This is a genomic window from Nonomuraea terrae (assembly GCF_004348995.1).
GTDB lineage: Bacteria > Actinomycetota > Actinomycetes > Streptosporangiales > Streptosporangiaceae > Nonomuraea > Nonomuraea terrae.
In genome coordinates this window covers 1-13672 of record NZ_SMKQ01000230.1, presented here as the reverse complement: position 1 = coordinate 13672, position 13672 = coordinate 1, and the positions used below count along the sequence as shown (strand labels likewise).

15 protein-coding genes are annotated in these 13672 nt (G+C 71.4%); 4 read left to right on the top strand and 11 right to left on the bottom strand.

All coding sequences use genetic code 11. From position 1 onward, the window contains the following. Positions 1 to 445: hypothetical protein (locus E1286_RS40495; RefSeq protein ID WP_425464793.1), on the bottom strand; the 445-nt coding region annotated here is incomplete at its 3' end. Positions 446 to 586: 141 nt separating this feature from the next. After that, complete coding sequence (locus tag E1286_RS40490) at positions 587 to 1837, bottom strand: class I SAM-dependent RNA methyltransferase (protein ID WP_246075587.1); 1251 nt, start codon at positions 1835 to 1837, stop codon at positions 587 to 589. Positions 1838 to 1903: 66 nt separating this feature from the next. Here E1286_RS40490 and E1286_RS40485 point away from each other — a divergent pair, with 66 nt between their 5' ends. Continuing rightward, positions 1904 to 3541 (top strand): alpha/beta hydrolase, encoded by a 1638-nt coding sequence (locus E1286_RS40485; protein ID WP_246075586.1) that lies wholly within the window; start codon positions 1904 to 1906, stop codon positions 3539 to 3541. On the opposite strand, the gene E1286_RS40480 is transcribed toward E1286_RS40485, so the two are convergent. Then, complete coding sequence (locus E1286_RS40480) at positions 3528 to 5579, bottom strand: APC family permease (protein ID WP_132621548.1); 2052 nt, start codon at positions 5577 to 5579, stop codon at positions 3528 to 3530. The two genes, E1286_RS40485 and E1286_RS40480, sit on opposite strands and share 14 nt — an antisense overlap. Positions 5580 to 5681: 102 nt before the next feature. Between E1286_RS40480 and E1286_RS40475 the strand changes: the two genes are divergently transcribed. Further along, positions 5682 to 6347: a potassium channel family protein gene (locus tag E1286_RS40475; RefSeq protein WP_132621546.1), complete on the top strand. Its 666-nt coding sequence runs from the start codon at positions 5682 to 5684 to the stop codon at positions 6345 to 6347. After that, a complete protein-coding gene (locus E1286_RS40470) occupies positions 6347 to 7006 on the top strand; it encodes a potassium channel family protein (RefSeq protein ID WP_132621544.1) in 660 nt (219 codons plus the stop codon). Before E1286_RS40475 ends, E1286_RS40470 begins: the two co-directional genes overlap by 1 nt. A gap of 141 nt (positions 7007 to 7147) precedes the next feature. On the opposite strand, the gene E1286_RS40465 is transcribed toward E1286_RS40470, so the two are convergent. The 3 genes from E1286_RS40465 to E1286_RS40455 all read right to left on the bottom strand — a co-directional run bounded on the left by E1286_RS40465 (position 7148) and on the right by E1286_RS40455 (position 8889). Then, complete coding sequence (locus E1286_RS40465; protein ID WP_132621542.1) at positions 7148 to 7333, bottom strand: hypothetical protein; 186 nt, start codon at positions 7331 to 7333, stop codon at positions 7148 to 7150. Between the two features lie 252 nt (positions 7334 to 7585). Then, the gene (locus E1286_RS40460; protein ID WP_132621540.1) at positions 7586 to 8527 is read right to left on the bottom strand and encodes a hypothetical protein; all 942 of its coding nucleotides are present in this window, start codon (positions 8525 to 8527) and stop codon (positions 7586 to 7588) included. After that, complete coding sequence (locus E1286_RS40455; RefSeq protein WP_246075585.1) at positions 8524 to 8889, bottom strand: PadR family transcriptional regulator; 366 nt, start codon at positions 8887 to 8889, stop codon at positions 8524 to 8526. Before E1286_RS40455 ends, E1286_RS40460 begins: the two co-directional genes overlap by 4 nt. Positions 8890 to 8966: 77 nt before the next feature. Between E1286_RS40455 and E1286_RS40450 the strand changes: the two genes are divergently transcribed. Then, the gene (locus tag E1286_RS40450) at positions 8967 to 10697 is read left to right on the top strand and encodes an HAD-IIB family hydrolase (RefSeq protein WP_132621538.1); all 1731 of its coding nucleotides are present in this window, start codon (positions 8967 to 8969) and stop codon (positions 10695 to 10697) included. Between the two features lie 172 nt (positions 10698 to 10869). Here the strand turns inward: E1286_RS40450 and E1286_RS40445 are convergent, their stop codons facing one another. The 5 genes from E1286_RS40445 to E1286_RS40425 form a co-directional block, all read right to left on the bottom strand. Continuing rightward, entirely contained in the window at positions 10870 to 11541 is a 672-nt protein-coding gene (locus E1286_RS40445; protein WP_246075584.1) for a DUF3159 domain-containing protein, read from the bottom strand. A 4-nt stretch (positions 11542 to 11545) separates the two neighbouring features. Continuing rightward, a complete protein-coding gene (locus E1286_RS40440) occupies positions 11546 to 11932 on the bottom strand; it encodes an OB-fold nucleic acid binding domain-containing protein (protein WP_132621536.1) in 387 nt (128 codons plus the stop codon). 29 nt (positions 11933 to 11961) lie between these two features. Further along, on the bottom strand, positions 11962 to 12600 hold the full coding sequence (locus tag E1286_RS40435) for a DUF3710 domain-containing protein (protein WP_246075583.1): 639 nt from the start codon (positions 12598 to 12600) through the stop codon (positions 11962 to 11964). Positions 12601 to 12684: 84 nt separating this feature from the next. Beyond that, the gene (gene dut / locus E1286_RS40430) at positions 12685 to 13125 is read right to left on the bottom strand and encodes a dUTP diphosphatase (protein WP_132621534.1); all 441 of its coding nucleotides are present in this window, start codon (positions 13123 to 13125) and stop codon (positions 12685 to 12687) included. Next, positions 13122 to 13672 (bottom strand): PaaI family thioesterase (locus tag E1286_RS40425; protein ID WP_246075582.1); only part of this gene is annotated, 551 nt, incomplete at its 5' end. The genes dut and E1286_RS40425, both read right to left, overlap by 4 nt.

The window sequence follows — 13672 nt, the reverse complement described above, 5'->3', positions numbered from 1 at the left end:
GCGTGGGGGTGACGCAGGTCAGCCGCACGGCCTTCGACTTGACGGTACGGCCTCGGTAGTCGGTGGCCGTCGCGTAGTACGTGCCCGGCTCGCAGGGGAGCTTGAGCGCGATGCGACCCTTCCTGGTCGCGCCGCTCTTGACGACCCGGTCGTCGCCGGGGACGGCGCGCTTGACGCGGATGCGCAGCAGCGCCGGGTGCACACAGCCGCGGCGCACGGCCGCGGACTGGATCCTGAGTGCGGCGATGTCGGGCCGGGTCACCTTCACCCGGCAGTCATCCGATTCGGGCGCCGGCTTGGGAGTCGGCTCGGCGCTCGGCATGGCCGCCGGCGCCGTCACCTCGGCCGCCACTCCGGCCGCCTGACGGCCCTGCTCCCCGCCGGTGGCGGGGGCGCAGGCTGCCAGACCGGCGACGGCTGCGAGGACCCCGAGAGGTTTACGCATGGGGGTTGCCTCCAGTTGCGGTAGACGCTGGTGGTCCCGCATTCTGTCGGCCCCGTTACCAATTTGTCACGAAAATTCGGACAATTCTCTTGTGATTAATGTCAACCAAGAAACCTCAAGGGGCGTCTAAAGACTCTTCCATCACGCCCTGACGAGCAGGGCCACGATCTCCACGTGGTGGGTCATCGGGAAGGCGTCGAAGGCCCGCATCTCGGCCAGCTCGTAGCCGCCTTCGCCCAGCCAGGCGACGTCGCGGGCGAAGGTCGCGGGGTCGCAGGAGACGTACACGATCCGCCGGGCCTCCAGCGCCGCGACGCGGCCGACCACCTCGCGGCCCAGCCCGGCCCGCGGCGGGTCCACCACCACGAGGTCGGCCCGCTCGATCTGGAAGCGGTCGAGGCCCTCCTCCACCCGGCCCCGCTCCACCCGCGCCTGCGGCAGGTCGCGCAGGTTGGCCCGCGCGTCGCGCACGGCCGACTCCTCCGACTCCAGCCCGAGCACCGCTCCCTCGGGCCCCACGGCCTCCGCGAGACCGGCCGCGAACAGCCCCACCCCGCAGTAGAGGTCGAGCGCCCACTCCCCCGGCTCGGGGGCGGCGTACGCCAGCACCGCGTCGAGCAGCGTCGCGGCGGCCCCGGGATGCACCTGCCAGAACCCGCTGCCCGCGACCCGGAACTCCCGGTCGCCGACCTGTTCGTGCAGCAGCCCGGACCCGCGGCGCGCGACCGTGCGGCCCTTGCCCTGGTCGAGCAGGATCGAGGCGGACGCCTCCAGGTCGGGCACCGTGACGGAGCGCCGGGGGCGCGGCGCGACGACCACGGCCCGCTCACCCTCGGAGGAGGCGATGACCTCGACGGACCGCGCCCCCGGCCACCGGTCGCCCTCCACGCCGACCGCCTCCACCTCGGGATGGGCGATCAGGCAGGCGTCGACGACCTCGATCTCGTGGGAGCGGTGCCGGCGGAAGCCCAGCTCACCGCCCGGCAGGGCGGCGAACTGCACGCGCGTGCGCCAGCCGAGGCCGTCCTTGGCCCCGGGCACCTCCTCGACCACGATCTCGCGCTCGATGCCCGCGAGCCGGCGCATCTGCTCGGCCACGACCTGCGCCTTGAGCCGGCGCTGCGCCTCCAGGGTGGCGTGCTGCCAGTCGCAACCGCCGCAGCGGCCCGGCCCGGCGTACGGGCAGGGCGGCACCACGCGGTCGGGCGACGGCTCCAGGATCTCGACCGCGTCGGCCCGCAGGAACCGGGTGGTCTCCTCGGTGACGTGGGCGATCACCCGCTCGCCCGGCAGGGCGTGCCGGACGAACACCACCCGCCCCTCGTGGCGTGCCACGCACCAGCCGCCGTGGGCGACCGGACCTACCGTCAGCTCGAGAGATCCCTCATTCACACCGCCACCCTAATGCCCTGACCTCAATGACCACCTCTTTCACCTGATCCCCTACTGTAAGTGGGCGTGGACGGCGCGAGGGTGGTACGGCGGCGGCTCGGCTTCGGCGGCACGCTGCTGGCCACCCTGTTCACCTGCGCCTCTCTGACGCCGTCGCTGCTGCCCCGCACCTGGCTCTACCAGGGAGTGATGGGCGCGGTCACGGCCCTGCTCGGCTACGCCGTGGGCGCCTCGATCGGCGCGGTGGCCCGGCTGATCATCTCCTATCGGCTGCCCGAGCGCGGGCGGCGGTTCGCCTGGCGGATCATGCTGGCCGGTTGCGCCGCGCTGGTGGTGGTGACGCTCGCCTACAGCTACGACTGGCAGCGCGACCTGCGGGCGCTGATGGAGATGGACACCCGGATCACGTGGTTCCCGCCGCTGATCCTCGCCGTGACCGTCGTCCTGTTCTGCGCCGGCCTCACCCTGGCCCGGCTGGTACGCCTGGGCGGCCGCAAACTGATCACCTGGCTCGACCGCTTCGTCCCCGCGTCCGTCGGCCACGCCGTCGGGGTGATCGTCATGGCCCTGCTCGTCGCGGTGTTCGCCAACGACGTGCTGTTCAGCGCGTTCGTGGCCCGGGTGAGCGACATCTCCTCGGTCGCCAACCAGGGCACCTACCCGGGGGTGACCAAGCCCGCCTCCGCGTACGTGTCGGGCGGGACCCGGTCGCTGGTGAGCTGGGAGTCGCTGGGCCGCGAGGGCCGCCGCTTCACCGGCACCGCCGTCACCCCCGCCCGCCTGACCGCCTTCTCCGGGCAGCGCGCCGCCCAGCCCATCAGGGTCTACGTCGGCCTGCAGGGCACCTCGTCGCCGCGGGCCCAGGCGGCCCTCGCCGTGCGCGAGCTGGAGCGCACCGGAGCGTTCCGGCGGCCCGTGCTGGCCGTGCTCGGCACCACCGGCACCGGCTGGGTCGATCCGGTCATCGCCGACACCCTGGAGTACATGTACAACGGCCGCACGGCCATGGTGGCGCTGCAGTACTCCTACCTCCCGAGCTGGGTGTCGTTCCTGGTCGACAGGGAGAAGGCGGCGGCCACCGGCAAGGCGCTGTTCGAGGCGGTGTACGCGCGCTGGTCCCAGTTGCCGGCCGCCGCGCGGCCCCGGCTGCTGCTGTCCGGCGAGAGCCTGGGCTCGTACGCGCTGGAGGAGTCGTTCCATGACCTGACCGACCTGGTCTCCCGGGCCGACGGGGCGATGTTCGTCGGCCCGCCCAACGCCAACCGCATCTGGCAGCAGCTCACCTACGGGCGCGAGCGCGGCAGCCCCGTGTGGCGGCCGGTCTACCGCTCCGGCCTGACGGCCAGGTTCGCGCAGAGCCCGGCCGACCTGGCCGGGCCGCCCGGCCCGTGGCCGCACCCGCGCGTGCTCTACCTGCAGAACGCCTCCGACCCGGTCGTGTGGTGGTCGCCGCGGCTCATCTACGACCGGCCGGCCTGGCTGGAGGGCGCGCGGGGGCCGGGCGTCAACCCGGAGATGAACTGGTTTCCGCTGGTGACGTTCTGGCAGGTGCTGGTCGACATGACCGCCGCGCTCGACGTGCCGGCCGGTCACGGGCACCGCTACGGCGCCAACATCGTGGACGGCTGGGCCGCCGTGGCCGCGCCGCCCGGCTGGACCGCCCACGACACCGACCGGCTGCGCGCCCTGATCAGCTCGTCCTGATGTTGCCTTCGTCCTCGTCCTTGACGGTCTGGTGCCACGGACGCCGTACGGACCCGGGGGCGAACGGCTCCGGCCTGCCCTGCAGCCGGTCGGCGGAGTGCAGCTGCCAGGGCACGCTGGTCACCATGACGCCCGGCTTGAACAGCAGCCGCGCTTTCAGCCGCAGCGCGCTCTGGTTGTGCAGCAGGTGCTCCCACCAGTGGCCGACCACGTACTCGGGGATGAACACCGTCACCACGTCGCGCGGCGAGCGCCTGCGCACGGTCTTGACGTAGTCGAGGATGGGCTGCGTGATCTCGCGGTAGGGGGAGCTGAGCATCTTCAGCGGCACCGGGATGCCGCGCCGCTCCCACTCCTCCCGCAGCCGGGTCGCCTCCTCGCCCTCGACCCCGACGGTGACGGCCTCCAGCGTGGAGGGGCGGGTGGCGCGGGCGTAGGCGAGGGCGCGCATGGTGGGCTTGTGCAGCTTGGAGACCAGCACGATCGCGTGGTTGCGCGCGGGCAGCATGGGCGCCTCGAAGTCGCCGGTGAGCTCCAGCTCGGCCGCGACGTTGTCGTAGTGGCGCCTGATGCCCTTCATCATGAGGAACAGCACCGGCATCGCGATCACCACGATCCATGCCCCGACCAGGAACTTCGTCAGCAGCACGACGATCAGCACCATCCCCGTCATGACCGCGCCGAAGGCGTTGATCACGCGCGAGCGGTGCATCTGGTGGCGCAGCCTCAGGTCGGTCTCGGTCTTCAGGTGGCGGGTCCAGTGGATGACCATGCCGGTCTGGCTGAGCGTGAACGAGACGAAGACGCCGACGATGTACAGGTTGAGCAGGCGGCTGACGTCGGCCTGGAAGCCCCACAACAGCAGGCAGGCGCCGAGCGCCAGGATGATGATGCCGTTGGAGAAGGCCAGCCGGTCGCCGCGGGTGTGCAGCTGGCGCGGCAGGAAGCGGTCCTGCGCCAGGATCGAGCCGAGCACGGGGAAGCCGTTGAACGCGGTGTTCGCCGCGAGGAAGAGGATCAGCGCCGTCACGGCCGAGATCACCACGAACGGCAGCGAACCGCCGCCGAAGACCGCGTCGGCCACCTGCGAGATGATCGGCTGCTGGTAGTACTCCGGGCCCACCGGCGTGCCGTCGGGCCGCAGCAGGTCCTCGGCCACCACCGAGGGCTCGGCCACCTTGACGCCCGACGCCAGGCCCAGCGCGATGATGCCGCCGAACATGGTGATCGCGACCAGGCCCATCATCAGCAGCGTCGTGGCGGCGTTCTTGCTCTTGGGCTTGCGGAAGGCGGGCACGCCGTTGCTGATGGCCTCGACGCCGGTCAGCGCGGCGCACCCGGTGGAGAAGGCCCGCAGGATCAGGAACGCCGCGGCGAAGGCGGTGAGGTCCGTCTGCTCCGGCTCGATGGTGAACTGGGCGCTCGGCGCCTGGAGGTCCTCCCCGAGCACCAGGAGCCGGAACCCGCCCCAGCAGATCAGCCCGAGGACGGAGATCATGAACGCGTACGTGGGAACGGCGAAGGCGGCGCCGGACTCGCGGATGCCGCGCAGGTTGACCACGGTGAGCAGGATGACGATGGCGATGGCGACGGCGGGCTTGTGCTGGCCCACGAACGGGATGGTGGCGCCGACGTAGTCGACGCCGTTGGCGACGGACACCGCGACGGTGAGCACGTAGTCGACGAGCAGGGCGCTGGCCACGGTGAGCCCGGCGTTCTTGCCGAGGTTGGTGCTGGCGACCTCGTAGTCGCCGCCCCCGCTGGGATAGGCGTGCACGTTCTGCCGGTACGACGCGACGACCGTGAGCATCACGACCACGACGGCGAGCGCGATCCAGGGGCTGTAGGTGTAGAAGGAGACGCCGGCCAGCGAAAGGATGACGAGGATCTCCTGTGGAGCGTACGCCACGGAGGAGAGCGCGTCGCTCGCGAAGACCGGCAGTGCGATCCGTTTAGGCAGGAGTTGCTCGTGGAGCTGCCCGCTTCGCAGGGCCCGCCCCACGAGCAAGCGTTTGACAAGATCTGTTACCTTCGCCACGTAACGAGATGCTAGCCCCAGGCTGACACCCCAAACGAAGCGCGTCCCCACAGGGCCATACTGGTGTCGAGCAACCGGCCGACCGCGACGTTGCGGGGGGAAATGCATATTGTGATCATGGGATGTGGTCGCGTGGGGTCGACCCTCGCGCACATCCTCGAAGACAGCGGCCATTCCGTCGCCATCATCGACCGCGACCCGCAGGCGTTCCGCCGGCTGCGGGCCGGATTCCGCGGGCGGCGGGTGACCGGCGTCGGCTTCGATCGCGACGTGCTCATCGAGGCCGGAGTCGAGTCCGCGGGCGCCTTCGTCGCGGTCTCCAGCGGCGACAACTCCAACATCATCTCCGCCCGCGTGGCCCGCGAGACGTTCGGCGTCGACAACGTGGTGGCCCGCATCTACGATCCCCGCAGGGCCGAGGTCTACCAGCGGCTGGGCATCCCCACGGTGGCGACCGTGCGCTGGACGGCCGACCAGATCATGCGCCGCGTCCTGCCCGAGGGCGCCGAGCCGCTCTGGCGCGACCCGACCGGCACCGTCGTGCTGGCCGAGGTCACCGTCAACCCCTCCTGGATCGGCACCCGGGTCGTCGACCTCGAGACGCAGGCCAGGGCGCGCGCCGCCTTCGTCAACCGCATGGGCGAGGCCCTGACCATCGGTGACGACACCGTGGTGCAGGAGGGTGACATCCTGCACGTCATCGCCGCCGAGAACGACATGGACCGGATCAACAAGGTGCTCGCCGCCGCACCGGAAGAGGACGAGTGATGCGCGTCGCGATCGCCGGAGCGGGCGCCGTGGGGCGTTCCATCGCCCAGGAGCTCCTGGAGAACGGCCACGAGGTCCTGCTCATCGACGTCGACCCCCGGGCCATCAAGATCGACAGCGTGCCGCGCGCCGAGTGGCTGCTCGCCGACGCCTGCGAGATCGCCTCACTCGACGAGGCCGGGCTCAGCAACTGCCACGTGGTGGTCGCCTCCTCGGGCGACGACAAGGTCAACCTCGTGGTGTCGCTGCTGGCCAAGACCGAGTACGGCGTGCCGCGCGTGGTGGCCCGCATCAACCACCCCAACAACGAGTGGCTGTTCAACGAGTCGTGGGGCGTCGACGTGGCCGTCTCGACACCGCGCCTGCTGAGCGCCCTGGTGGAGGAGGCGGTGAGCGTCGGCGACCTGGTCCGCCTGATGACGTTCCGCCAGGGTCAGGCCAACCTCGTCGAGCTGACGCTGGCCGAGGACGCTCCGGTGGTCGGGCAGCGGGCGGGGTCGGTCCCGTGGCCGGAGGACTCCGCGCTGGTGGCCATCCTGCGTGAGGGCCGCGTGCTGGTGCCGACGTCGGACGACCCGCTGGAGGCGGGCGACGAGCTGCTGTTCGTCGCCAACCAGGAGGTCGAGCAGGAGCTGGCCCACCTGCTGTCGCAACACTGACGCCCAGTCACAGCACTGACCGCCTGCCGGCCTGACCGCCTGTCGCAGCACTGACCGCCTGCCGGTCTTACGGCCTGTCGCAGCGCTGACGAAGGTCGCAGCGCTGACGGAGCCCGGCGCGGCCCGCGCACCGGGCCGCGCTCAGCCGCCGCAGCGGTCCTTGCCCGACCAGAGCAGCATCGGGGCAGGCAGCTTCATCAGGGTCGCCAGGTGGCCCTCACAGGCGCCGCTGCGCGGGGTGAGGCGATCGTCGCCGATCGCGGGCGCGGCGGCGAGCAGCAGGGCGGTGGCCGTCATGGTGACGGCGGCGATGAGGCATCGGTACATGGCGGTCCCCGGAGTGTGTGGTGATTCGCCAGGCTTGTACCCGCGTGCGGACCGCGACTCGTCAAGCGTTACGCCTGGACACCTTTACCCGCCCGCCTCTCCCCTCGCCCGGTTCTCACCAGCACGCCTGTCCACTCGGCCAACTCTTCAACTCCCGCTCTCCAACCACCCGGCTCTTCAACCGCCCCCTTTCAACCCCGCCGCTTCACCGCCCAGATGTTCACTCGCCCGACTCTTCACTCGCCCGACTCTTCACTCGCCCGACTCCTTCACCCGGCCGGTACGGGTCAGCCATCCGGTGACGCCCAGCACCGCGGCGGCAGGCAGGCCGATCACCAGTGTCTGTGCCACGGCCCCGGCCCCAGGCAGCCCGCCCGCGATCGGCGCCGGCAGCGGCGACAGCACGAGCAGCGTCCGGCGCCCGGCGGGCGAGCGCAGCAACGTCACCCCCATCACCAGCAGCACGATCAGCGGCGGCGCGACGGCCACCGGTCCGCGCCCGATCATGCCGCCCGTCACCGCGGCGCCGAGCAGCGCGGCCGTCCAGATCAGCAGGCGGCCGGATCCCACCGCGGCGGGCCCCGGCGACGGTGCGAGGTGCAGCATCACGGCGCAGAGCACCATGGGCAGCACCGCCGTCCCGATCCTGCTCAGCACGACGGGCTCGCCCATGACCAGGATCGCGCCGTCGGTCACCACATGGGAGGCGCCCAGAGAGGGCGGCCGGAGGCTCTCGAGTCCGTGCAGGATCGCGAACGTCCAGGCGCTCACGGTCGCCGCCCGGGCCCGCCCCAGCCAGACGAGCAGCGCCACCAGCCCGTACGGCAGCGCGTACCCGGCCAGTTCCGCCGCCTGCAGCAGCTCCCCCGGCACGACCGGCGGCCGCGCCGCACTCCAGGCGTAGACCGCCGCCCGCAACATCATCGCGGCGAAGAGCAGGACGGGCGCGATGAGCGCCGCGACGTCGGCGGCCTCCCGCCAGTGCCGCCGGGATCCCTGATCGGCGGCTCGATGCAGGCGGATCGCCAGGCCGCCGCGCACGACGTCGTACGCGTCGCGCAAGGCCGGCCACCGCCGCCCGGGCTCCGCGCCCGCCAGCAGCACCGCGATCATCTCCTGCACGTGCCGGTCCCGATGCTCTTGCGGGTACGCCGCCAGCAACCTGCGGTAGTGCCGTTCCAGCTCGGCCGTCATACGACACCCCCAGGCAGGGCCACGCTGAGGGCGGGACGCGGGTGCCGGGCCCGCAGCCGCGACGCGGCGGTCTCGGCGTTGCGTCGTAGCCGCTCTGCCTCCTCCGCCAGCCGGGACTCCCCCTCGGAGGTCAGCCGGTAGTAGCGCCGCGCCCGGCCGTCCACGACCTCCTCCTGGCCGGCCTCGACCAGGCCCTCCCGCTCCAGCCGGTCGAGCGCCGCGTACAGCGTGCCGGCGCGCAGCCGTACGCGCTCGGCGGAGATGCGCAGGACGTCGGTGATGATGCCGTAGCCGTGCTGCGGCCCGGCCGCCAGGGCCGTCAGGATCAGGAACGTCGGCTCCTGCATCGATCGTGCAGTCATGCGAACGATATATACCGATGATCTATATATCAAGCAACTCCCATGATTGCCGCGCTTTCTCCGGGTAGTGAGGGGGCGTGCGTTACAACGTGCTCGCCTGTGACTACGACGGCACCGTGGCCAGCCACGGCCAGGTGGACGAGGAGACGATCGAGGCCCTGGAGCGGCTGTCCCGTGCCGGGGTCAAGCTGCTGCTCGTCACCGGGCGCGAGCTCGACGACCTGCTGTCCGTCTTCCCGCACCCCGCCCTGTTCGACCTCGTGGTGGCCGAGAACGGCGGCCTGCTGTACGACCCTCGCCAGCGCACCTGCGACGTCCTGGCCGCTCCCCCGCCGCCCCAGCTGACCGACCGGCTCCGCGCCGAAGGGGTCGAGCCGCTGGGTGTCGGGCAGGTCCTCGTCGCCACGCGGGAGCCGTACGACGTGCAGGTCCTCGCCGCGATCCGCGACCTGGGCCTGGAGCTGCAGGTGATCTACAACAAGGGCGCGGTCATGGCGCTGCCGCCGGGCGTGAACAAGGCGAGCGGGCTGGCCGCCGCCCTCGACCGGCTGTCGCTGTCGCCGCACAGCGTGGTCGCGGTCGGCGACGGGGAGAACGACCACGCGTTCCTGACGGCCGCCGAGCTCGGCGCCGCGGTCGCCAACGCGCTGCCCGCGCTCAAGGACGCCTGCGACCTGTGCCTGTCGCAGGAGGCCGGGAGCGGTGTGGCGGAGCTGGCCGGGATGCTGCTGGGCGGCGAGCTCGACGCGGTGGAGGTGCCGCGCCACGGCGTCCTGCTCGGCCACACCGACGGTCAGGACGTACGCCTGCCCCCGTACGGCGCCGGCCTGCTGGTGGCGGGCCCCTCGGGCAGCGGCAAGTCCACCGTCACGACCGCCCTGCTCGAACGGCTCGTCGGCGACGGCTACCAGTGCGTCATCGTGGACCCGGAGGGCGACTACGCCGAGTATCCCGGGGTCACGGTGCTCGGTGACCCCGACCGCGTGCCCGGCGTGGACGAAGTGCTGCGCGTGCTGGAGCAGCCCGGTCACAGTGTCGTGGTGAACCTGATCGGCCAGCAGCTACGCGACCGCCCCGAGTACTTCGCCGAGCTGCTGCCCCGGCTGACCGGCCTGCGCGCCACGCACGGCCACCCGCACTGGCTGATCATCGACGAGGCCCACCACCTCATGCCCACAGAAGTACGGCAGGTGCCGGTGCGTGAGGCGGGCGACCTCGGCTCACTCCTGATGATCACCGTGCATCCGGAGGCGATGAGCCCGTCCGCGCTGCGCCTGGTGAACAGCACGATCGCGGTGGGCAAGGAGCCGGAGGTCACGCTGGCCGCCTTCGCCACCGCCCTCGGGCAGGAACCGCCCGAGCTGCTGACCTCGCAGGACGGCGACATCGCACTCTGGCACACCGGCGACGACACCGCCCGGCAGCTGCGCCTCGCCCCCGCCCGGGTCCAACGCACCCGGCACCGCCGCAAGTACGCGGCCGGCACCATGGCCAAGGACAAGAGCTTCTACTTCACCGGCCCGGAGGAGCGGCTGCGCCTGCGCGCCCGTAACCTGCACACGTTCGTCGAACTGGCCGAAGGCGTGGACGACGACACCTGGCTGCACCATCTGCGGCAGGGCGACTACTCCGGCTGGATCCGCGACAAGCTCGGCGACGCCGAGCTGGCCGGCGAGGTGGAGGCGGTGGAGCGCGAGGACGGGCTCTCACCGGAGGAGAGCAGGCGCCGCCTGGCGGACCTCATCGGCGAACGCTACACACTCCCGGCCGAACCGACCGACCACGACCCCGACCACAAGGACCGCTGACCGGCCCCATCAACCGGGCCCATCAACCGGGCCATCGACCGGGCCCATCGACCGGGCCCTTCCGTCAGGCCCATCAACCGAGCCCACCGATCAGGCCCTTCCGCCGGGCACTTGGACCGGCCGCTTGGACCGGCCGCTTGGACCAGCCGCTTCGACCAGGGTCAGGCCGACGTCAGGCCGGGGCGACCGGAGGCTTGATCGGGGTGCGGCCGCGGCCGAGCACCCAGAGCATGGCCGCCAACGCCGCCACCTGGAGCGGCCACCCCATGACGATCTTGGCGAGCCCGAGCGCCGCCACCGCCTCATCACCGCCGCCGAACAGGTAGACCGGCCCCTGCACGGCCACCCGGACCGCGCAGGGCAGCATCAGCAGCCAGGTCAGCCGGGTGCACAGCTTCACCACGCCCGGATCCTTGTGCCACGCCGTGGGATCGCCGGTGACGGAGCCGATCAGGAAACCCACCACCGGCCACCGGGTGACGATCGACAGCAGCATCGCCACCATGTAACCGGCGTTGTACAGGATGCCGGGCAGGAAGTAGTCTTTCGCGTCGCCCGTACGGCTGGCGAAGAACGCACCGATCGCGATGCCGATCAGGCTGTTGATCACGAACTGTGGCGTCGACCGCTGCAGCACCCGCACCAGCAGCAGCACCACCGACAGCGAGATGCTGATGATGAGCGACGTCTTCAGGTCTTCGGTCGTGATCCACGAGAGCGTGAACGCGATCGTCGGAACCGCCGCCTCGATGATGCCTCGCACGCCGCCGAAGGCCTTGGCGAGCTGGGCTCGCACCGCCGCCTCGACGGTGTCGTGGGCGACCTCTTCCGCCTCAGCACTCACCTGATCAACTCCCGGGTCGCAGCTCGTAACGCGGATTGAACATCACCTTGCGGCCGTCCTGCTCGCTCACCAGGCCCTCGGCCTTGACCGTACGGCCGGGCTCGATGCCCACGATCTTGCGGCGGCCGAGCCAGACCAGATCGATCACGTCGGATCCGTCATAGAGCTCGGCCTCGAGGGCGGGGGCGCCGCCCCTCGGACGCAGAGTCACCGTACGTAGCGTACCGGCCACGCAGAAGCGCCGGCGCCCGCCGCACGACACGATCGGGGTCGCTCCGATCTCGTCGGCGTCCTCGCGCAGTTCCTGGGCCTCGATCTCGGACTGGGGGGATGCCAGCCGACTGAAGAACCCACGCCATCCCCCGCGTTTCGGGGGCTCTGCCGTACTCATGATGAATCAGCCTATGTGAATGTCGGCCTTCAGCGAATCTCGCTGATTTCCGGCCCTCGTTTGAACGGGTTACCACCCTGCCGCTCTTCCGGCTGGGCGGCCGGCTGGTCGCTGGGGCGGCTCAGCGGGATGGGCTCCTCACGCGCCATCGGCTCGTCGCCGCGCACGACCACGACGTCCTTGATGAAGTCGACGAACGCCGCGGCCACGCTCTCGTCGAGCGCCGCCTTGCCGGAGATCAACGCGAGCAGGAACCAGCGAGGGCCGTCGATGCCGAGATAGCGGGCCTGGCGGCTGTCGCCGTCGACCCTCATCTCGCCCGCCAGCTCGCTGCCGAACGGGCCTTCCCGTTCCTCCAGGTGCTTGGCCTGGGCCCTGATCTTGGTCTTGACCTCGTCCCACAGCCCCGAGCTGCGCGGCGCGGCCAGGGCCTGCAGCTGCAGCGAGCTCTCCTCGTACAGGACGACCACGCCGACGTGCTGGTCACCCACCGAGGCCAGGCGTACGTCGAAGTCGGGGTTGTGCGGCAGGCGCAGACCGCCCAGGTCGATCCTGTCGGTGTCGGGGTGGGGCTCGTCGGCGTCCCACGGACCGGACTCGCGGGTGGGGGCGGCCTGCTCCTGCTTGGCCACCTGGTCCGGCTCTTCACGACGGCGACGTCGGAACACGTTCCTCACTCTCCCTGCTCATGGGCCTGTTGCCGGCCCCGTTGCCTCGTCGGGCCGTTGACCGGCCCCCTTGCTGCCCACCGGTCAGCGTCCGGTCGACCCGAACCCACCCGTGCCGCGTACGGACTCGGGCAATCGCTCGACCGGCGTGAAGAGCGCGCGCTCGACCCGCTGGACCACCAGCTGCGCCACCCGGTCCCCGCGCCGCAGCCGGAACGGCTCCTTGGCGTCGGTGTTGATCAGCGTCACCTTGATCTCGCCCCGGTAGCCGGCGTCGACCGTGCCGGGCGCATTGACCAGGGTGACGCCGTGGCGTGCGGCCAGCCCGGAACGCGGGTGCACGAACGCGGCGTACCCCTCGGGCAGCGCGATCGCCACCCCGGTGCCGATGACCGTGCGCTCGCCCGGCATCAGCTCGACGTCCTCGGCCGCGTGGAGGTCGGCACCCGCGTCACCCGAGTGGGCGTACGACGGCATCGGCAGCCCAGGGTCGAGCGGCTGGATCAGCACCTCTACGTCGCTCAAGGATTCACCTCGTAGTCGTGGTGTTCGGCGGCGATGGCGGCCACGTCGCCGTGCTCGGCGAAGTGCGCCATGTTCACCTCGATGAACAGCGCTGCCGCGCGGACGGCGACAGGCCCGTCGGGTGCGCCGACGCGCCCTTCAGCCTCAAGGTACGCCTTCCTGCCCACGATGCCGTTGCACCAGGCGCGCAAGTGGAGTGTCGTGCCGACGGGAACGGGGAGGAGGTAGTCGGTCTCCAGACGTCCCGTCACATACGGCTTGCGGAAGAGGTAGACGGACATTCCGATGACCTCGTCCATCGCGGCGGCCAGCACACCGCCGTGCGCCAGCCGGGGCGCGCCCTGGTGCGCCTCCCCCACCGTGAACTCGGCCTCCACCGTGGCGCCATCGGGAGTCCTGGCCGCGAGATGCAGCCCGGTCGGATGCTCGGTGCCGCATCCGAAGCATCGGCGGTAATGGGCCCCCAGGGTGGTGCCCGGCTCAGGAGCGCCGGGCTGCGGCCCGGGCACGAGCGCACCGGCCGGCGGAGTGGTCAGGGAGGAACGCG

Excerpts from the sequence above, each read along its gene's own strand:
- E1286_RS40475 (WP_132621546.1), top strand. The coding sequence starts at position 5,682 with ATGCATATTGTGATCATGGGATGTGGTCGCGTGGGGTCGACCCTCGCG.
- E1286_RS40470 (WP_132621544.1), top strand. The coding sequence starts at position 6,347 with ATGCGCGTCGCGATCGCCGGAGCGGGCGCCGTGGGGCGTTCCATCGCC.
- E1286_RS40465 (WP_132621542.1), bottom strand. The coding sequence starts at position 7,333 with ATGTACCGATGCCTCATCGCCGCCGTCACCATGACGGCCACCGCCCTG.
- E1286_RS40460 (WP_132621540.1), bottom strand. The coding sequence starts at position 8,527 with ATGACGGCCGAGCTGGAACGGCACTACCGCAGGTTGCTGGCGGCGTAC.
- E1286_RS40455 (WP_246075585.1), bottom strand. The coding sequence starts at position 8,889 with ATGACTGCACGATCGATGCAGGAGCCGACGTTCCTGATCCTGACGGCC.
- E1286_RS40440 (WP_132621536.1), bottom strand. The coding sequence starts at position 11,932 with ATGAGTACGGCAGAGCCCCCGAAACGCGGGGGATGGCGTGGGTTCTTC.